The sequence below is a fragment of the Serratia sp. (in: enterobacteria) genome, assembly GCF_046715635.1.
Lineage (GTDB): Bacteria > Pseudomonadota > Gammaproteobacteria > Enterobacterales > Enterobacteriaceae > Chania.
Window position 1 is genome coordinate 1 of record NZ_JBKJYW010000406.1, and the last position, 19,845, is coordinate 19,845.

The 19,845-nt window shown below is 52.1% G+C and carries 14 protein-coding genes and 1 pseudogene; 8 read left to right on the top strand and 7 right to left on the bottom strand.

The features are described 5' to 3' along the window. The 7 genes and pseudogenes from ACLQ7H_RS20975 to ACLQ7H_RS21005 form a co-directional block, all read right to left on the bottom strand. Positions 1–107: pseudogene (locus tag ACLQ7H_RS20975) on the bottom strand (AEC family transporter); the annotation flags it as partial. Between the two features lie 299 nt (positions 108–406). Next, positions 407–1,561 (bottom strand): IS481 family transposase, encoded by a 1,155-nt coding sequence (locus tag ACLQ7H_RS20980; protein WP_411754330.1) that lies wholly within the window; start codon positions 1,559–1,561, stop codon positions 407–409. 117 nt (positions 1,562–1,678) lie between these two features. Then, entirely contained in the window at positions 1,679–4,591 is a 2,913-nt protein-coding gene (locus tag ACLQ7H_RS20985) for an HD domain-containing phosphohydrolase (protein ID WP_411754331.1), read from the bottom strand. Between the two features lie 225 nt (positions 4,592–4,816). After that, a complete protein-coding gene (locus ACLQ7H_RS20990) occupies positions 4,817–5,269 on the bottom strand; it encodes a hypothetical protein (protein ID WP_411754332.1) in 453 nt (150 codons plus the stop codon). Then, positions 5,256–5,942, bottom strand: coding sequence for a hypothetical protein (locus ACLQ7H_RS20995; RefSeq protein ID WP_411754333.1), 687 nt, complete (start codon positions 5,940–5,942; stop codon positions 5,256–5,258). The genes ACLQ7H_RS20990 and ACLQ7H_RS20995 overlap by 14 nt, the downstream gene beginning before the upstream one ends. Beyond that, on the bottom strand, positions 5,942–7,207 hold the full coding sequence (locus ACLQ7H_RS21000; RefSeq protein ID WP_411754334.1) for a DUF4123 domain-containing protein: 1,266 nt from the start codon (positions 7,205–7,207) through the stop codon (positions 5,942–5,944). Before ACLQ7H_RS21000 ends, ACLQ7H_RS20995 begins: the two co-directional genes overlap by 1 nt. Positions 7,208–7,237: 30 nt before the next feature. Continuing rightward, entirely contained in the window at positions 7,238–9,265 is a 2,028-nt protein-coding gene (locus ACLQ7H_RS21005) for a type VI secretion system Vgr family protein (RefSeq protein ID WP_411754335.1), read from the bottom strand. Positions 9,266–9,613: 348 nt separating this feature from the next. On the opposite strand from ACLQ7H_RS21005, the gene aegA reads away from it, so the two are divergent. From aegA to dhaR, 8 genes are all read left to right on the top strand, one after another. After that, positions 9,614–11,623: a formate-dependent uric acid utilization protein AegA gene (gene aegA, locus ACLQ7H_RS21010; RefSeq protein WP_411754336.1), complete on the top strand. Its 2,010-nt coding sequence runs from the start codon at positions 9,614–9,616 to the stop codon at positions 11,621–11,623. Positions 11,624–11,644: 21 nt separating this feature from the next. Next, entirely contained in the window at positions 11,645–12,172 is a 528-nt protein-coding gene (locus ACLQ7H_RS21015; protein WP_411754337.1) for a 4Fe-4S dicluster domain-containing protein, read from the top strand. 307 nt (positions 12,173–12,479) lie between these two features. Next, positions 12,480–13,211, top strand: coding sequence for a DeoR family transcriptional regulator (locus tag ACLQ7H_RS21020; RefSeq protein WP_411754338.1), 732 nt, complete (start codon positions 12,480–12,482; stop codon positions 13,209–13,211). Further along, complete coding sequence (locus ACLQ7H_RS21025; RefSeq protein WP_411754339.1) at positions 13,208–13,417, top strand: hypothetical protein; 210 nt, start codon at positions 13,208–13,210, stop codon at positions 13,415–13,417. The genes ACLQ7H_RS21020 and ACLQ7H_RS21025 overlap by 4 nt, the downstream gene beginning before the upstream one ends. A gap of 350 nt (positions 13,418–13,767) precedes the next feature. Continuing rightward, complete coding sequence (gene gcl, locus ACLQ7H_RS21030; protein ID WP_411754340.1) at positions 13,768–15,507, top strand: glyoxylate carboligase; 1,740 nt, start codon at positions 13,768–13,770, stop codon at positions 15,505–15,507. A gap of 27 nt (positions 15,508–15,534) precedes the next feature. Further along, positions 15,535–16,308, top strand: coding sequence for a hydroxypyruvate isomerase (hyi, locus tag ACLQ7H_RS21035; RefSeq protein WP_411754341.1), 774 nt, complete (start codon positions 15,535–15,537; stop codon positions 16,306–16,308). 60 nt (positions 16,309–16,368) lie between these two features. Further along, positions 16,369–17,259 (top strand): 2-hydroxy-3-oxopropionate reductase, encoded by an 891-nt coding sequence (gene glxR, locus ACLQ7H_RS21040; protein ID WP_411754342.1) that lies wholly within the window; start codon positions 16,369–16,371, stop codon positions 17,257–17,259. Between the two features lie 318 nt (positions 17,260–17,577). Next, positions 17,578–19,503 carry a dihydroxyacetone kinase operon transcriptional regulator DhaR gene (gene dhaR / locus ACLQ7H_RS21045; RefSeq protein ID WP_411754343.1) on the top strand — a complete coding sequence of 642 codons (1,926 nt, stop codon included), beginning with the start codon at positions 17,578–17,580 and terminating at the stop codon, positions 19,501–19,503. Positions 19,504–19,845 lie beyond the last annotated feature (342 nt).

Here is a 19,845-nt window from a genome sequence, read left to right on the forward strand (position 1 = left end):
GCTGGCCACTTTCCCCAGCGGATAAGGCCATATCCCAGCACGATCAGCACAAATAACGGCAAAGACAGCACTATCTGGTGCCACAGCGAAACAATAAAGGCAGGCATCGTATCCCTTCCGATGGCGCGGCGGCAACGGGCTGACGTCGCTATGTTCTGGTCTGGTAAAAGTGAATGTCCCCCTCACCCTAACCCTCTCCCACAGGGAGAGGGGACCGATCGAGCTCGCTGATACTCCGGAAAAATTCAGGCTAATCCAGTGTACAGGCAAGCGGAAACCGATCGAACTCTCTGATACCCCATAAGAAACTCGGGCTAACACAGTACACGGACTGGCTCCCTCGCCCTTAGGGATGTACAGACCGGGGACATGGTAGACAGGTGTTCAAGGACATGGTGAACACTTTTTAACATCCTTTACCCATGATGATCGACCTATTTCTCAGGTCGATCATCCCCACTTTCGTGCTGTACCACCATACCTCGTAGTAGCCCTCTCTCTCACTTTCCTTCAGCCCGACATATTCACCGATAAAGGCCTTGCCCACTTTCAGGCCCATTCCTTTCAGGCTCAGTTTTCCACTGATATCCACTTTCCTGACCAAGACCCCTTCGTCATACTCGGCTGCCGCCGGATTGCCATTGTACTGTCGTGATGAAGGCTGATAACGGGACGCCGGAACCGCCATTGACAGTGCTTCGTGTGGACGTTCCAGGTTGTAGGTATCTCGCCAGGCGTCGAACACCTCCTGCAACTGCGCGGCATGGGTAAACCACCGTCCCTGCAGGAGCTCTGCCTTCAGGCTCCGGTGGAAGCGCTCCAGCTTACCCTGAGTCTGAGGATGATAAGGTCGCGAGTGGCCCACCCGGATACCCTGACGCATCAGCCACAGTTCCAGCGCGGTCCAACTGCCCGTCGTGTCCCCCCAGGGCGCCCCGTTATCCATGGTCATTCTCTCCGGCAAGCCATAACGTTCGAACACCGCTATCAACTGTGACTGCACGGTGACCCGTCGTTCGTCCGGGCAGTGCGCCAGACAGAGCGAGAAGCGTGAATGGTCATCCAGCAAGGTCAGCGGATGACAACGCCCTTCGGCGAAGGGGAAGTGGCCTTTAAAGTCCATCTGCCAGAGCTGGTTCGGGGCTTCATGTTCAAAGCGTCCGACGGTAGGAGCCGGTGACGGACCGCCCGGTAGCAGGTCATGGCGGCGCATCAGGTTATGCACGGTGCTGGCGGCAGGTAACGTATGCCCCTGCATCTCGAGCCACCGCTTGAGCTTGCGCGCGCCCCACATCGGATGGGTCAGGTGCCCAGCGCGGAGGTGTTCGACAACGGTGTCAGGGGTTCTGCTGGGGGAATGGTGTGGCACACGAGAACGTTCGTTCAGACCGGTCCGCCCATCAGACTGCCAGCGATGTAACCACTTGTATGCGGTGGCAGGCGCTATGCCGAACTGACGGCATAGCGCACGGATATTAGCGCCTTCTTGCGAGGCGAAAAGCACAAACTCGGTACGTAATGACATGGCAGATCTCTCATTCCACGGCATAAGCAGCTCCACTCAGAAGTACTCATACCTATGTTGTAAGTGTCTACCATGTCCCCGAACAAGTGTTCATGATGTCCCCGGTCTGTACAGGGAGAGGGCTGGGGTGAGGAGATGCGAAACCGTAGGGTATCAGTCTACCGGTTGGCTATCGGGTATTTCGAGTTTGCGTAACAGCGCGGAAATATCGACGCGATCTATTTTATCGACCGGCAGATAGCTCTGCGCATAGTCACGCCAAATCCCAGCCTCCAGAAACAGCTTCAACAGCTCACGATCCAGATGATTTTCATTCGCCATGCTGACCAGGATATTGAGAGCCTCAGATAACAGCTTGCCGGGTTTATAAGGCCGATCGGCCGCCGTCAGGGCTTCAAATACGTCGGCGATCGCCATCATACGTACCGGAATGCTCATCTGCTGGTGGGTTAACTGGTAAGGATAGCCTTTGCCATCCATGCGTTCATGATGGCCACCGGCAATCACCGCCACGTTGGCCATGGTGCGTGGGAACGGCAGTTTTTCCAGCATGATGATAGTCTGCATAATGTGCTCGTTGATTTTATAGCGCTCCTCCTCACTCAAGGTGCCCCTTCGGATGCCCAGGTTGTAAATCTCCCCGTGGTTATAGAGTAAGGTCGGTTCCTTGAGTTTGAAGTGATAGCTTTCCGGCAGATGGCTTTTCTCGTCGCGGTAGATGATATGTTCTTCTTTATCCGCCAGCAGTGGCTCCTGGGTAGGTAAGGGGACGGAAGGGCGGCGGTTTTTGCGCACCAATTCTTCCCGGGCTACGCCTGCGGTGTCATCCAGCGTCCGGGTCCATTGATATTGCGCGATCTGTTGAATGCGTGCGAGCGCGCTGTCAGACAGAAATTCGCCACCGATATTGCACTGGGCAATAAAATAGAAATCCTCGTCCAACTGCTGCAGCTCATCGCGTAGCTGTTGTTCTTCCTGCTCGGTAGCGGGGTTCGTAGCGTGCTTACGCAAGAAGCTAACCTCTTTCTCCCGCTTCAGCACCTCAAAGCGCATCCGCACCTCGTGGATACGGTCGTAAATCATCTCCAGCTTGGTAGCCTTATCCACGATGGCTTCCGGCGTGGTGATTTTCCCGCAGTCATGCAGCCAGCAGGCGGTGTGCAGTTCCTCCCACTCATTGGCGGAAAGGGTAAAATCGGCAAACGGTCCTTGTTTGGCTTCAACCGCTGCCTTGGCCAGCATCTTGGTAATGACTGGTACGCGCTGGCAATGGCCGCCGGTATAGGCGCTCTTGGCGTCAATCGCTCCGGCGATCAACTGAATAAAGGCCCCCATCAGATCCTTTTGTTCTTGCAGCAGATATTGCGTCTCTATCGCTACCGATAAGCTGCCCACCAGGGCATTAATCAGCTGTACTTTGGCTTGCCTATGTTCCGGGCCAGCTTCGGCAGGATTGAACAGCAGTAAGAACCCCATCAGTTGCCGATCATGAGTTTGCATCGGGACGGCCACGTAGCGCAGCGGCAAATGGGAACCAAAGACCGTAAGCAGTTGGCTGGGGATATTCTCGCTGGTAAAGACTCCGGCAACGGTTTTACCTTCCAGGTTCTGCCAGAACGCGCTGGGTTGCTGTGGATCAAACTGCAACGATGCCACCTCCGAAATGGCCACCTCTTTTCCAGCCCAGTTGCAGGCTATGGGGGAAAAGCAGCCGGGCGTTTTGTCTGACAGGAAAATAATGCCGCCGCTCATGGTCGCGATTTTGCTGGTTTCATTGAGCAAACCCTGCATCTGCTGCGGGAAATTATCCTTGGCGGATAACAGGCTGCCCATCGAGATAAACTGCTTGAGCGTCAGCTTCATTTTGGACATCGCTTTGTGCAGGTCGTCCACTTCTTCAATCACCGAGCGTTCCTCTGCCCGCTCATCAAAATGCAGATTGCTGATGGCATCGGCATCCTGGCGCAGGCGGATCAGCGGCCGGGAAATACATAGGGAGAAATACCAGACCAGCGGCAGGCTGAGCAGCAGCAACGCAAAAGCGATCAGGGTAGAGCGGTTGCGGATGGCGTTGGCATCGGCGGTCAGATAGGCCGAGGGCGTGGCAATCACCAACTGGTAGCCTTCACTTTGCCCTTGAAGCTCCACAACGGCCCCAAACCAGCTCTGCCCTTGGGCCGTAAATAGGCTGCTTGCGCCGTGATGGGGATCTAGCAACGTTTGTAACACCGGCATGTGGGCAATACTGTTCAGCCCATCTTGGCCTTGGGGATTTTGCGCAGGCAAACTGGCGATCGTTTCTTTGGCTGCGTTGATAATCACCGCTTGGCTATCCGGCGGCAGATTCTGTTGAAGAAACAGTGAAAGTGACGCCAGCGAAACGTCCAAACCGATCACGGCGTGGTTATCTGGAGCCTGGATGCTGTAGGTGAAGCCGGCTTCGCCGGTGCCTTTGAAGGTATAGAGCGGGGAGGTAATCAGTTGCTGAGTTTTTACCGCCAACTGATACCAATTACGCTCCCTGGGATCATAATTGTTATACGGCACGGTTTTTACCGCCATAACCTGCTGTTTACCGTCCAAAAAGATATTCTTAGCCTGTGGCGAGGTCGCCAAAAAACGGTAACTTTGTGCCAGCCATTCGGCATCTTCTGGCGCATTAAATAAAGCTCGGTTGGCAGGGGAGAGGCGGCGCAGTATAAAGAAATCGCCGTTGGGATAAGCGCTGTATACCGCATTGGCATAATCATTTTGCTTGAGTATTTCGACCAGCGGGCCGATAAACGCCATGCGTTGTTCGAGCGTGGTGGCCTCTATTATGGGCATACGCGCCAGCATATTCACCGACATTTTCATGCTACGGGTAACAGAATCTAGCTCCTCAGCAATAGCTTCCCCGGTTTTTTGATACTGCCGGTTGGTGCTGGCCTCGGTCAGTTTGGAGAGTTGGCCGTGGCTAAAAAGCACGATCACGCTGCCGATGGAGACAATCAGCAAGGTAAACAGCGCGGCAATCTGGATATGTAGCGGATAGCGGCTTCTAAAACCTGTGATCTTTGCTGCCATAGTGCTCACCTTGCATGCCAATTGTTAGCTTTTTAAATTATAGACGAAGCAGGGGTTAATCTGATGGGGGGCCTAGTAGGGTTATTGAGTTGATTTTAAGGTGAAATTTTTTGTTTCGTAGCTAAAAAAACCGCTATAGATATTAAAAATAAAGCTTTATGAAACAACGGCGACAAAGATAGCACTTTTGTCGCGCGAGCGTTGTCTCTGATGCCATTGAAGCCGTTACTTAATCCCTAAATTCTCCCTCAGTAGTGGCATATAGCTATCGATGTTATAAGTTTTATCCCCGGTGATGCTGGCGCAGGCGTTATGGGCGTAGATAAAATAACTGATGCCCATGTTGAGGCTTGAAACCTTAATGTTGGTTTGTTTGTGGTCTAATAAATTGTAGGAATTTTTTATTAAATCAGTGTAATCATTTTTCTCCATAATATTTAGAGATCCTTGTATAATTATAATTCTAGCTGTTCCTAATTGCATCGGAGCTTTTGACTTTACCCGTTCGTAATTTTCAGAAACACAAGAGTGGTAATCTTCACACTTTGGAAATCCACTTTGTGTGCAGTAAATTTCAGTCATGCTTACTATATGGTCTATATATGAATACGGTACGTAGTTTTTACACCCCGAAGTCAATAAAATAGAACTTATTGTAATGATCTTAAATTTTTTCAACTTTAACGATCTCCTGTTGAAACATCAAGTCTGCATCGGCATGCCCGCGATTAGCCATACTGGTTAAAGTATTTAGTGATTTATTTTCATCCGCGCCTGGGCAATTCTCCCAAGGGCCACCGGTTCGAGCAATCATATTGGCGGAGCTCCTGTCAGCAATCGAGTAATCAATATAGATATTATCCCAACGTTTAACATTTTTGGGTTTTGGACTTTTTCCTTTCCTTGATACAGGATCAAGGGTTACCAGTAACTCAATCGGAATATCAGGATTTTCCTGCGCCAATAAAATCACTCGGTCCCCACCCCAGCTATGGCCTACCAGCACGATTTTCTGCCCGGCAGCATGCCACTCTTTCATTAGCGGCGGAACTTTGCCACCGCCATGTTCGGAATAGGCCACATCCTGTTTGCGCTGAGTGATAATCTTGCCGGTGTTATCCTTAGTGTCCCTGCCATTTTTTTCTTCATAAGGAACGAAAACACCCCTTAGCAGCGGCTGGTAGCTGGCATCCATCGCACCGCCAACAAATACTACCAAGGTCTTTAAACAGCTTGCGGTGATCTTACCTTGCTGTTCCTTTACGCTAGGCAAGATAACAAAGTCACCTGGATCATTATTTTCGTATTTATAATCATAACCCGGAAAAATAATTCCATCCGATGCGCACATTATCTAGCCTCCAAATGCTTGCGTAACATCAATAGTTCCTTTCTGATGCGTCGTTGAGTGTAGGCCACCAACTCAGCCAGCCGTACGTCTTCCTGATTAACGTAGTTATCAGCAAAATGAGCCTTAACCCAAGGGTAGAGCGGGTCATCAAAGACTTTATGGCCCAGGAAGAACTGTAATGCCAAGATAACCGCCTGCCCGTAGAACGTGGTGATCCCATGTTCCTGAAACCAATTTTTATCCTGAGCTAATAGGCCAAACATCTGATGTATGGGAACGTACTGCGCCCGCTCGGGGTAAAGTGAACGCACATAATCCACCACATGTTGCTCTTCATACATATAGGGCAACTGGTTAAGTTGCAGGATTTTTAGTCTTTCCAGCGCTGCCAGATAGATCTCTAACCGCTCGCCCATGCTTTGGACAAAAACCTGCCCCAACTGCCGATTTAACTCGGTCAGTTGCCCTGGCTCCTTTGCTGCGGTAGACAAATAGGGCGCGACGATATGCTCAAGCTGGAGATCGGTATCAAAATGGCTGCCCAAACTACAGGCTAAATCAAGAAACTGGCAACGATCGTTAAAACGTTCCAACTGGTAAGTTTGGCATTTATCCGCGATAAGCGTAATGAACCGCTGGACCTGTTCATCACCCAACAGGCGGGAACGCTTCGGAAATTTATCGCTAAAGTAGCGCTGTAGTTGGCTAATCTGCTCGTTCTGGTTTTGCTGCTTTAACTTGGCGAGTTGCGCTTCTTCCAGCGTCACCATTCCTGCCAGAACGGGAGCTGCCTGCGCTGGCAATTCAATAACCTGTTGCCGTACCCAAAGCGAGCTGAACACCCCCATTAGCTGATTTTTCTGCTGTTCGGTGGAGGCGGCCAGGATTAACGGCAAAAACTGACCATCCCAATAGCGGAAAAATACCGTCTTCTCAGCCGGTAATTTAATCTGCGTTAAGCCCCGTAAATGGTCGAGAATGCGCTGACGTGGCTGTTCACTGACTGCCAGCCATCCCCAGTCTGTTGAGGGAGTCTCATCTACCCACGCCAAGAACGGACTATTAACCGACAGCTCCACTAGATAGGGCATCACTTCGTACCAATCTTTGTAGGCCGTATAGTGATAAATCCCTTCTGCAACGCGGGAGCCATCGAGTTGGTAGTAGTGTTTCAATGGTTGCGCATCGCTGACGCTGGACAACACCGCATAAAGCCGTTGTCCTGATGCTGAATTGGCCAACCATTGCTGTAGTTGACTCTCCATATCTTCGTTTCCTCCAGCAAACTGATCCGATTAAATTGCGCAGCCCTGTTGTTTACATCGCTCACACTCTTCGCAAAATGCTCGCGGTTGTTTAAACGCGCTGACCTGAGCAGGATTTAGCGCAAAGGCAGGGACGCTGGCTGGGATAGGGATAACATCGGGCATTTTGCCGCCCCATCCTCTGCCGGAGCCTGGGCTGCCGGTGCCTACATGGAGCGTGGGGCCGATCGTGATGCCACTAGGATCGATTTTTATAAAGCTGGAACCGGCCTTGAGGGTGATTTCCGTGCCGGTTTCTATCACTATTTTGCTGCCGGACTTCAGGTGAATTTCCTGCCCAACTTCCGCTAATAGGGCGCTGTTGGCATGGATATGGCAATTGCTATTCACGCTCAGGGAATAATCGCTTTCTATCCGGTCACGCTTTTCGCCATTAACCTGCAGAAAATCATTGTGGACAATCTGTTGCCGACGATCGTTGCCTATCCGCCGGTTCTGGTCATGATCGATACGTTCGGTACTGTCATGCAGCACTTCGGTTGTCATGTTCTTTTGCGCATGCAGGTAGAGCTCTTCCCGGCCTTTTTCATCTTCAAAACGCAACTCGTTAAAACCTTCACCCTTATGGGTTTGTGAACGGATCGACATCTGGGTTTTAGTACCCGGCAGTTTGCCCGGGGGTAGGTTGCTGGCATGATAGGTGCGGCCGATAATCACGGGCTGATCGGGATCGCCATTCAGAAACTCGACGATCACCTCATGGCCGATGCGCGGCACGGCCGACATGCCCCAACGTGGCCCTGCCCAAGGGTGTGATACCCGGATCCAACAGGAGCTGCTGTCATCGGTTCTGCCCGAGCGATCCCAGAGAAAACGGACCTTCACCCGACCAAACTCATCACAAAAGATTTCTTCAGTAGCCGGGCCGGTGACAATGGCAATCTGTGCGCCATCGATACGCGGTTTCGGCAATGGATGGGGACGCCAGGTCTGACGATCCGGAATAAAGTTAAACCGGCAGGCCAGGGTAGTGCCTTGCTCTCCTGATACGGCCTCCAATGCCTGCGGTTGCCTGCCAGTGTGAGTTGCCCCGCTGATTTGCCAGCGCCGGTTATTGCTCTCCTGTGGATGACCTTGCAGGATGAAGTGCTCGCCAGGTTGCAGTGCCGGGCAGTTACTTTCCCCTTCGCCCTGATGGGCATCATTTCGCAACGCCTGGATACGCCAACGGGCAAACGCGGCACCTTTCTGGTCTTTATAGCGGCCAGGATAGTCGTAATGAACATACTGGGTTGGCTGATGTTCAATATCGCGCGCATGGTCGCCATATTCTGCGGCCCATTGGGGATCTTTAAAGGTGTAATCTTTCAGCCGTACCTCGGTAAGGCGCACGCTCTCCCGGCGGCGAAAGCTGGTGACACACCATTCGTCGGCTTGTTCCGCTTTGCCGGGGTGGTAGGGTAATGTCGGGCCGTCATCCGCTGAGGCAGAATCATCATAAAAGACTACCGTGTGCACGCCGTCTTGGTGCTCGAAGCAATAGTAGATCCCTTCTTCTGCGGCCAGGCGGCTGATGAACTCAAGATCGCTTTCGTCATATTGGACGCAAAAATCACGTACACCGTGCGTTTGACGAAAAGCGTAAGCAAAATTGCTGATATTGTTTTCTTTCAGCACGGTTTGCACAATGGTCAGAAAATCCTGTTGCTGGAAAATGCGTGAGTGGTGTCCTAACCCGGCTCGCCAGAGCGAGGGACGGATGCTAAACCGGTAACGCGTTTGATGAAGTCCGGTGTCCCCTTGCTCCAGGGAGATAACGATGCCATTAACGACGCGTTGCACCTCGGTATTTCGCCAAATCGTCAGGGTCGCGTTACTATCCAGGATCGAGTGAAACGCCACGCTGGGCCTGGCACTGGCAGCCTCAATCTCCAGCGTGAAAGGGCTGGAGAATTGCTCATGCAGCGTAAATCCCACCACCACAAAAGCGTCTGCTGGCAACTTGCCAATACTAAACGTAAACCGCAGCCCGCTGGCTTTCTTGCTTATCCCTGGCATGCACATTCCTCATTTATTACATGAATATATTCCGCTCAATAAAAACAAAAAATCCATATATGTATAAATAATATTAATGTATTGAGGGCAATAGAACAACCAATGGCGTTGTATAAATGTGATCCAATACGACAATGGGTGATGAAAGCGAAGTGTTGTCCTGCCTGGCTTTACAGCGGATGGGGGCATTACGCCATTTTCATGCGAAATGTCATGGAAAGGGATCAAATACAACCACTATATTTACATGGTTATAACCTTACTGACACCTGCCTACGCCAGCCAAGATAAGGAGATAACGTCAACGAAAGTGTGTTTTTTCAGTCAGCCTGTTCGGAAAGGATACCTATGAATCAATTTATCGTTGCGGAATCAGAAGCCTGCATTGGCTGCCGGAGTTGCGAGGTCGCCTGCGTGACTGCGCATCATCAAGGGGCATACCCAAGCAAGCGTGAATATTTCACCCCCAGAGTCAAGGTTATTCAGAGCACCCAGGGTAATACGGCCGTGTTCTGCCACCATTGTGAAGATGCGCCCTGTGCCAATGTTTGTCCTACCGGGGCCATTGAACAGAGTGATACCAGCATTCAGGTCAGCCAGGAGAAATGCATCGGCTGCAAAGCCTGTGCGGTCGCTTGTCCGTTTGGCATGATGACGGTAGTGACAGAAATGGTGCAGCCCGCCAATCATCGCCTGGCAGACAGCTATCAGAAGGTCGAGGCCCAGAAATGCGACCTGTGCAGCGAGCTGAACCATGAACCTGCCTGTGTGCGCGCCTGCCCAACCCATGCACTAAGCCTGGTGGATAACCAAACGTTGCTGGATCAGCAGCGAGACAAGCGGCTACGTGCGGCCGCGCGCGATCACCATAGCCAACTGTTTGGCAGTGCCGCTAATCAGAGCCCGGAAGCGAAAGCGTCGAAGAAATCAACGCCAATCCGTAATCTGTTGCAACAGCCTCGGGCACCACGCCTGGAAGCCAGCAAAATCCCGCTCGAGCTACGCCAAACCAGTTTTGCCGAAATCTACCAACCCTTTAATGAGCAGCAGATCCAGCAACAGGCCGAACGTTGCCTGAGCTGCGGCAAGCAAAGTATCTGCGCCTGGACCTGCCCGCTACATAATCAGATCCCGCAGTGGATCAAGCTGGCCAGCCAGGGGCGCATCTGGGAAGCGGCGGAGCTATCGCACCAAACCAGCAGCCTGCCGGAAGTGTGCGGGCGGGTATGCCCACAGGACCGATTGTGCGAGCAATCCTGTACGCTCAATGAGCATGGGGGAGCCGTCACCATCGGTAACATTGAACGCTACATCACCGAAACGGCCTTTGAGATGGGCTGGCGGCCAGATATGTCGGCGGTGAAAGCCAGTGGCAAGCGCGTTGCCATTATTGGCGCGGGTCCGGCGGGGCTGGGCTGTGCCGATATCCTGGTGCGCCATGGCATCAAACCGGTGGTATTTGATCGCTATCCCGAAATTGGTGGGTTGCTGACCTTCGGCATTCCGGCGTTCAAGCTGAAAAAGGACGTGATGGCCAGAAGGCGTGAGATCTTCAGCGATATGGGTGTGGAGTTCCGTTTGAATACCGAGATTGGCAAAGACATCTCGATGGAAACCCTGCTCAATGATTACGATGCGCTGTTCCTTGGCGTGGGAACCTATAAATCGATGCGTTCCGGCCTGGAAAATGAAGGTGCGCCGGGAGTGTATGACGCCTTGCCATTCCTGATCGCCAACACCCAACAGCTGATGGGCTATGCCGAAAACCCGCAAAGCCCTTACGTCAATATGGCGGGCAAGCGGGTGATCGTACTGGGGGGCGGTGATACCGCTATGGACTGCGTTCGTACCTCATTACGTCACGGTGCTGAGCAGGTGATTTGTGCCTATCGGCGTGATGAAAAGAGTATGCCGGGGTCGAAAAAGGAAGTGAAAAATGCGCGGGAAGAGGGCGCAGAATTCATGTTCAACCTGCAACCGCTAAGCATCGTGATCGATGAGGAAGGTAAGGTCAGCGGCATTCAGATGCGGCGAACCGAAATGGGGGCTCCCGATAGCCAGGGCAGGCGGCAGGCGGTACCTGTTGAGGGTTCCGAACATATCGTACCGGCGGATGCGGTGATCATGGCCTTTGGCTTTAGCCCGCATCGTATGGGCTGGTTGGCAGAACATAACGTCATGCTGGACAGGCAAGGGCGCGTGGTGGCGCCAACGGTGGCGGGTTATCCGTACCAAACCAGTAACCGCAAGATTTTCGCCGGTGGTGACATCGTGCGCGGTGCCGATCTGATCGTGACCGCCATTGCCGAAGGGCGCAAGGCGGCGGAAAGCATCGGTTATTACCTCAATGTGCTCTAGCGCGGCTCAAGGAGAGACGGTATGAATCAGTTTGTCATTGCCGATATGAAACAGTGCATTGGCTGCCGCACCTGCGAGATTGCCTGCGTGATGGCACATCTGGGGGATAATCCGTTACCGATGACGGCGGAAAACTTCAATCCTCGCTTACGGGTGATGAAAACCCTTAGCGTCAGCGTACCGATGCTGTGCCGCCAGTGTGAGAATGCCCCTTGCCTGAATGCCTGCCCGAACGAGGCCATCTATAACCAGGATGGCAGCGTGCAGGTGCTCCAGTCGCGCTGTATTGGCTGCAAGAGCTGCATGGTGGCTTGCCCTTATGGCGCGATGGAGGTGGTGGTCAATCAGGGTTATGGCAGCAATGGTGTAGCGCATCAACGGGCTCAGGCGAATAAATGCGATCTGTGTCAGGGGCGCGAAGCGGGGCCAGCCTGTGTCGAGGTGTGCCCAACGGCGGCGTTAACCCTGATCCGGCCTGCGGACCTGCAAGCCATGCAGTTGGAAAAGCAACGGCGCGCAGCCCGTGGCTCTACGCCGAACCTGCGGTAAATTATCCATTACCTCACTACCACCCATTCTGCGTGATAACCGCGTGGAATGGGTTTTTTCTCATTATCAATTCCCTCTCGATGTTTCTAAATGAAACGAATATCGCTACTTCCCCCCGGTTTGACTATCATTTTTGCCTTATCCATACTGGCTCAATCAAGCGTTAGCCGCTTGACCAAGGATTAAGTTAGTTGGCACAAGGAGAGGTTCAACCAGAGATTAACCCTTTATTGCTTATCAATATTATTTAATACTCCACGGTCTGCGCTGGCGGAAAGGCATTATTCACTCTATTTTACAGGGCCGTATGCTGACATCAATCCAGGTAGCCTCCAGACATAGTGCCATATTGGCCCAGTTGCAAGAGCGTGGCTATATTAGCACGGACGAGTTGGCCAGAGAGTTGAATGTTTCCGTTCACACTATCCGGCGAGACTTGAATATACTGGAGTGCCAACATCAACTTCGTCGCTGCCATGGCGGTGCGGGGGAACTAAATAAACCTCAAGATGGGAAAAGTATCTTTGGGGCTGAGCAGATTATGGCCATTGCCAAGGCAATTGTTGGCGAACTAGAGGCGGGGAGTTGCCTTTATGTTGATAGCCAGACTCTGGGGGAAGTTCTGATCGGATTACTCCCAGAGGAAAGTTATTATCTCATTACGCAGCATGTTGAGCTTATTGTTCAAGCACAAAAAAATCCGTTTATCGGTATATTTTTTCTCGGTCGGGATTTATCGCCTGATGGGGATAATGCCAGTATTCAGATGTCGATGGCAAAAAAACTCTCGCGGCGTGTCGATCACTGTATTATTGAGGCTGATTATATCGATGGCGACGGCAACGTATTTGATCCATGTAGCCAGCAGGTTGCGGTAAAAAAGCACTTTCTGACGTGTAGTCGGCGCCAGTATGTGGTTTGCCATCATGAGGTTCTTCCCGATCACCCGTTGGCGAAAATAGGTGCGGCCAGCCATCCGCGGCGTGCGTTTTTCCTGCGTCAACCAACTGAAAACAGGGTTTATGGAGAGCGAGTATGAAAACGCCAAATCAACAGGAAAATTATATTTATCTGACGGTAAACTATTGGATAGTCACCGTCTTGTGTGGTGTTTTTCTTGGGTTGTTGCGACTCGCCTGGCTAAAGGATTGGGGCGGAGCCTATCGATTATCCTATAGTGGCTTGTTTGCTATCGCCGCATTTTATGCTATCGAACTGTATTTTAAAAAAGAAGCTTTGAGTTGAGCAGAAAAAATTCCTCAATGACGTGCTTGGTAATGAGTTACGTAACGGTTAACTTTTAGCCCGGATAATGCCGTAATTTGTGACTGGTAAATCATTTAATGTATTGCGAGACAGAGAAGCGGCTAATAACTTTGGGAGTTCAAACTTTTTTTGGTTTTATCCGCCAGTCGTTCCAGTATGAAACGAAAAAGGCACCGGCGGCGTTTCATTTTGAACGCGATGCCTCTGAGTTGCCGAGCTCTGAAAATATCGAATAATCACACTTAAATTAAACGTCAATGACAGTAATACCGCGCATTGTCCCAGCTTGGCTCAGGGCTTTGATGGGTATGAATTTCTGGAGACAGCAAATGGCACGAATGAGATCAATTGAAGCAGCAGTCGAAATTTTGAAAAAAGAGGGCATTAGCGTCGCCTTTGGCGTTCCTGGCGCGGCCATCAATCCACTTTACGCTGCATTGAAAAAGCTGGGGGGAATCGATCATATCCTGGCACGCCACGTTGAAGGGGCGTCGCACATGGCGGAGGGTTACACGCGTGCTGCGGCGGACAACATTGGGGTGTGCATCGGAACTTCCGGGCCAGCCGGAACCGATATGATCACTGGGCTGTATGCCGCCTGGGCAGACTCGATCCCGATCTTATGCCTGACTGGCCAGGCGCCGGTAGCCAAGCTGCACAAGGAAGATTTCCAATCGGTGGATATTGAGTCCATCGCCAAGCCGGTGACCAAGATGGCCGTGACCATTCTTGAAGCCGGCCAACTGCCAGGTACCTTCCAGAAGGCGTTCTTCGAAATGCGTTCGGGCCGCCCTGGACCGGTGTTAATCGATTTGCCGTTTGACGTGCAAATGGCGGAAATTGAGTTTGATATTGAGCTCTACCAACCGATGGTGCCGCACCGCCCGCAGGCCACTCGTGCCCAGGCTATCCGTGCGCTGGAAATGCTGAATGCGGCCGAAAAGCCGGTGTTGATCGCCGGTGGCGGCATCATCAACGCCGAAGCCTCCGCTCTGCTGTTGGAACTGGCCGAAATTACCGGTGTACCGGTCATTCAGACCTTACGTGGCTGGGGCGCGATTGCCGACGATCATCCGCTGATGGCCGGGCGCATGGGCTGCCAGGCTAACCACCGCTACGGTAATGCCAACTTCCTGGCGTCCGATTTCGTCTTCGGCATCGGTAACCGCTGGGCAAACCGCAATACCGGCGCGCTGGAGACTTACACCAAAGACCGCAAGTTTATCCACGTCGATATCGAGCCGACGCAAATTGGCCGCGTTTTCAGTCCAGATTTGGGGATCGTCTCTGACGCCAAAGTGGCGTTGGCGCGCTTTGTCGAAGTGGCTAAAGAAATGCAGGCTGCGGGCAAACTGAAAGACCGTAGCGACTGGGCACAGAGTTGCCTGGCGCGTAAGCGCAGCATGCTGCGCCGCGACGACTTTGATTGCACGCCGATCAAGCCACAGCGCATCTATCACGAGATGAACAAAGCCTTTGGTAAGGATACCCGTTATATCTCCACCATCGGTCTGGCCCAGATTGCGGCCAACCAGTTCCTGCACGTCTACAAGCCTCGTCACTGGATCAACGCCTGTCAGGCTGGACCTTTGGGCTGGACATTGCCTGCCGCGTTAGGGGTGGTGAAGGCCGATCCTGATACTCAGGTTGTGGCGATCTCAGGTGACTATGACTTCCAGTTCCTGGTGGAAGAGCTGGCGGTAGGCGCGCAGTTTAACCTGCCGTATATCCACGTGCTGATCAACAACGCCTACCTTGGCCTGATCCGCCAGGCACAGCGCGCCTTTGATATCGATTACTGCGTGCAACTGGCGTTCGAGAATATCAATGCGCCAGAGGTGAATGGTTACGGTGTCGACCACGTGAAAGTGGTGGAAGGGCTCGGCTGTAAGGCATTGCGCGTGTTTGACCCGGAGATGATCGGGCCTGCGTTGGAAGAAGCTAAGCAACTGCGCGATCGTTACCGCGTGCCGGTGGTGGTGGAAGTGATCACCGAGCGGGTGACCAACATCGCCATGGGGCCGGATATCGATAAAGTCACCGAATTTGAAGACATCATCGACCTTTAAGCGCGGCCATCAGGAGGAAAAGAGATCATGCCAAAATTTGCTGCCAACCTGACCATGATGTTTACCGAATATCCGTTTATGGAGCGCTTCGCGGCGGCCAAAACAGCGGGTTTTACTGGGGTTGAATACCTGTTTCCCTATGACTTCTCGGCCCAGGAAATTGCCCAGGAGCTGGCTAAACATCAACTCACCCAGGTGCTGTTTAACTTGCCTGCGGGCGACTGGGCGCAAGGGGAACGCGGTATTGCCTGCCTGCCCGATCGCGTAGATGAGTTCCGCAGTGGCGTGGAGAACGCCATCGTTTATGCCAAGGCGCTGGGATGCCGCAAGGTGAACTGCCTGGCTGGCAAGAAGCCTGAGCAGCTAAGCGAAGAGCAAGCCAATACCACGCTGATCAACAACCTGACCTTTGCTGCCAACCGCCTGGCGGAGCATGGCATCGAACTGGTGATTGAAGCGATCAATACCCGCGATATTCCCGGCTTCTTTGTCAATAACAGCAAGCAGGCGGCGGAATTGGTCAGGCAGGTCGGTAGAACCAACCTGCGCTACCAGTATGACATTTACCATATGCAAATCATGGAAGGCGATCTTGCCAAAACCCTAGAGCGTTATTTGCCGCTGATTGGTCATCTGCAACTGGCGGACAACCCAGGCCGCCATGAGCCCGGCACTGGGGAGATCAACTACCCGTTCCTGTTCCAGCATATTGATGCGTTGGGGTATGACGGCTGGATCGGTTGTGAATATGTGCCAGCCAATGGCACCGAAGCCGGTCTGGGCTGGCTGAATAACCTCTGAATATGACTACCTACGGAGGCTGATGGTTGGCACTCCATGGGTGAACAATAAGGGATCATCATGAAGAATATTGGTTTTATCGGAACGGGCATCATGGGCAAGCCTATGGCCAAAAACCTGCAGGATGCCGGTTATACGCTCTATTTCGCCGAGCATTTTGAGAAAGCACCAGCGGAATTATTGGGTGCCAAGGGGATTGCCTGCCCAACCCCGGCGGCGGTAGCCCTGGCCTGCGAAGTGATTTTTATCATGGTGCCGGATACGCCGCAGGTTGAAGATGTGCTGTTCAATGAAGAGTACGGAGTGGAGAAAGGGCTGAGCGCTGGCAAGACCGTGGTGGATATGAGTTCCATTTCCCCCATGGCCACCAAGCGCTTTGCCGCACGGGTGGAAAAAACCGGCGCTCAGTATATGGATGCTCCGGTATCCGGTGGCGAAGTTGGGGCCAAAGCGGGTACGCTTTCCATCATGGTGGGCGGCGATCCAGAAGTCTTTGAGCGTATCAGTCCGCTGTTCCAGCTCCTGGGCAAGAATATCACCTTGGTGGGTGGACACGGCGATGGCCAGACCTGCAAGGTTGCCAACCAGATCATCGTGGCGCTGAATATTGAAGCGGTTTCTGAAGCGCTGCTGTTTGCTGCCAAAGCCGGTGCCGATCCTGCCCGCGTTCGCCAGGCGTTGATGGGCGGGTTTGCCTCTTCAAAAATTCTTGAGGTTCACGGTGAGCGCATGGTCAAGGGCACCTTCGATCCAGGGTTCCGTATTGCGCTGCACCAGAAAGACCTTAATCTGGCGTTGGAAGGGGCGCGTGAGCTCCAACTGAACCTGCCTAACACCGCGATGGCCCAACAGTTGTTCAGCACCTGTGCCGCGTTGGGGGGCAGCCACTGGGATCACTCTGCGATGATCCGTGCGCTGGAGCATATGAGTAATTTCTGCATTCGTGACTAAGACTGACCAACCACAATCCAGGAGCGACTCAAAATGCTCCTGGATTGCCCTCCATCCCCAAATAAACTGCTTTATATTACTCGGATAGAAGAATTAAATTCAGGGTAAATGCCTAAAACCTGAGTAGGATATTGAACTATTAATGTTTTTGCCAAGTCGTAATTCATAATCTGGATTTATGAATAAAACACTTTCATGCGAAATATCAATATTCGCGGCAGGCAGTCAGGTAGTATCAAACTACCACCCGAACAAAATAAAAAAAGAAAAGGAATTTAATATAAGACTCTCTTATTAATATGCCAGGCCGAGGTCATTATGGATATTCAGCTAGAACTTAAAAAGCGGTGGGATTTTTTCCAAAAACATCATTGGGTTGCCCCGGAATTTTTGTCCTCACCGGTCCTTAAATCCTGGGAACGCTGCTGCAAGCAATCCAGCCCCTATAAGTGGATGAAACCGCACATTGTTTCCGGCTTTACCCTGAATTCACTGTTGCATCGCCACCGTACCACCATTCTGGTGGCCGGTATTGTGATTGAAGATACCTATGCGCTGGGCGAACCTGAAGAGATGGTGCTGGCGGTCACAGATGACAACGGCTGCATGTTATCGCTGGTAGGACACCCGAACCTGATTAACGAACTCAACCAGTTAGGGTTGAAAAAGGGCTGTTTCTGGAATGAGGGCATCATTGGTACCAATGCGGTCAGCCTGTGCCTGGATCAGAACTCACCGGTAGAGATCCTTACCGCAGAACACTACAACAAACACCTGCATCCTTATGCTTGTGCTGCGGCGCCGTTCTTCGACCTAAGCGGCAAAAAGTGCGGGGCGATCCTGCTACTCAAACGCGCAGAACTCCACAGCAAGCAGAGCCTGATGATCGCCAATGCCTGCGCCCGCGAAGTGGAACTGCGGTTACACATCACCAGTGAACAACTGAGCACCAACAATGTGCTGTGCCAGCGCAATGCGGTGCTGGAATGCATGGACGACGGCCTGCTGGCCTGGGATGAAAATATGATCATCACCATGATCAATCCCCAGGCGGCCCACGCCTTCAACCTGCCGGTTAACGACATTATTGGCAAGAATATTCATCAGGTCATTCGCTTCTCGCCGGTCATCATGGCGGGGATCGAGCAACGGGTGAAGCTGGTGCGCAAACAAATCACGGTAGAGGTGTTGGGTGAGTTTATCGAAGCCCTGGTCACGCTGCGCCCGTTAAGCGATCACAGCTTCTTGCTACTCTCCCATCCCTTGGACAAGATACGCGAGTTGGCCCAGCGGCAGATTGGCCGTAGCGCCAATATTACCTTCGAGAATCTGCCCGCCGTGTCGAAAAAGATGCGGCATGTGATCACGGTGGCGAAGCGGGCGGTGAAATCCAGAGTTCCGATCCTGTTGTACGGTGAAGAGGGGGTTGGCAAGCTGGGGCTGGCGATGGCGATCCACAACGAAAGTGAATTTAAAACCGGGCCATTTATCACCCTGAACTGCGGTATGCTGCACCCAGACAATATGGATAAAGAGGTGCTGGGTTACGATGAAGACAAAGGGCAATCGTCAAAATTCGAACTGGCCCATGGTGGCACGCTTTATCTGGAGAATATCGAATATTTACCGTCTACCTTGCAGAGTGCTTTGCTGAAAATGCTTAAAACCGGCCTGGTGATGCGCAGCGATAGCCAGCGGCTCATTCCGGTGAATTTCCAGTTTATTGCCAGCGCGCAATCCGATCTGGGGCTGTATGTTTCACAGAATCGTTTTAGTCGACAGCTTTATTATGAAATCTCCATCCATGAAATCGATATTCCACCGTTAAGGAATCGCAAAGAGGATGTGCGGCATATTATCCAGTCATTAATTAATGAACATGGTAAGGCTAATAATACCTTTATCTCTGTCGACGATAAGGCGATGGAAGCATTGATGAATTACAGTTGGAAAGGCAATAATTCCGAGTTAAAGAATAAAATCGAGAAAATACTGCTGCATCGCAAAGGGCACGTTATTTACTTCGACGAGCTCCCTGACGAAATAAAGAACAATCTACATAATAGTGCCGGGGGTGCACTGCCGCCGTTACTTTCGCTGGACGAAGTGGAAAGACAGACGATCGAACAGGCCTGGGAGCTGTACGGTGGCAAAATGAACGAGATGGCCAAGGCGTTGAAAATAGGGCGCACCACGCTGTGGCGTAAAATCAATAAATACGGTTTACAGGCGGTTGTCTCCTGACCAGCTTCGGGCGCCGGATCCACTAATCTCTTCGCTTGTTCACCGTTGCCAAAACCCCCGCAGACTCCCAGCCTGCGGGGGTTTTAGCTTGTGGAGAGATATCAGGTGCTAACCCTAATTGGCTGTGCCTCGAATCGCGCATTCCTGCGCTCAACGGTCGGCTAACCTGTATAATCCCCACCTGCTTCAGGCTTCAGTGGCGCGGCATGCTCCCTCACCCTAACCCTCTCCCACAGGGAGAGCAGCTGTGTTTAAAGTCAACGGGTGATGATTAATTTGTCACCCATTTTTTATTATCCCGTAGCATCGCATTCAGGATGGTTAGCAGCTTTCTCACACAAG

Coding starts and splice junctions, on each gene's coding strand:
- ACLQ7H_RS20985 (WP_411754331.1), bottom strand. CDS start 4,591: ATGGCAGCAAAGATCACAGGTTTTAGAAGCCGCTATCCGCTACATATC.
- ACLQ7H_RS20995 (WP_411754333.1), bottom strand. CDS start 5,942: ATGTGCGCATCGGATGGAATTATTTTTCCGGGTTATGATTATAAATAC.
- ACLQ7H_RS21000 (WP_411754334.1), bottom strand. CDS start 7,207: ATGGAGAGTCAACTACAGCAATGGTTGGCCAATTCAGCATCAGGACAA.
- ACLQ7H_RS21005 (WP_411754335.1), bottom strand. CDS start 9,265: ATGCCAGGGATAAGCAAGAAAGCCAGCGGGCTGCGGTTTACGTTTAGT.
- aegA (WP_411754336.1), top strand. CDS start 9,614: ATGAATCAATTTATCGTTGCGGAATCAGAAGCCTGCATTGGCTGCCGG.
- ACLQ7H_RS21015 (WP_411754337.1), top strand. CDS start 11,645: ATGAATCAGTTTGTCATTGCCGATATGAAACAGTGCATTGGCTGCCGC.
- ACLQ7H_RS21020 (WP_411754338.1), top strand. CDS start 12,480: ATGCTGACATCAATCCAGGTAGCCTCCAGACATAGTGCCATATTGGCC.
- ACLQ7H_RS21025 (WP_411754339.1), top strand. CDS start 13,208: ATGAAAACGCCAAATCAACAGGAAAATTATATTTATCTGACGGTAAAC.
- gcl (WP_411754340.1), top strand. CDS start 13,768: ATGGCACGAATGAGATCAATTGAAGCAGCAGTCGAAATTTTGAAAAAA.
- hyi (WP_411754341.1), top strand. CDS start 15,535: ATGCCAAAATTTGCTGCCAACCTGACCATGATGTTTACCGAATATCCG.
- glxR (WP_411754342.1), top strand. CDS start 16,369: ATGAAGAATATTGGTTTTATCGGAACGGGCATCATGGGCAAGCCTATG.
- dhaR (WP_411754343.1), top strand. CDS start 17,578: ATGGATATTCAGCTAGAACTTAAAAAGCGGTGGGATTTTTTCCAAAAA.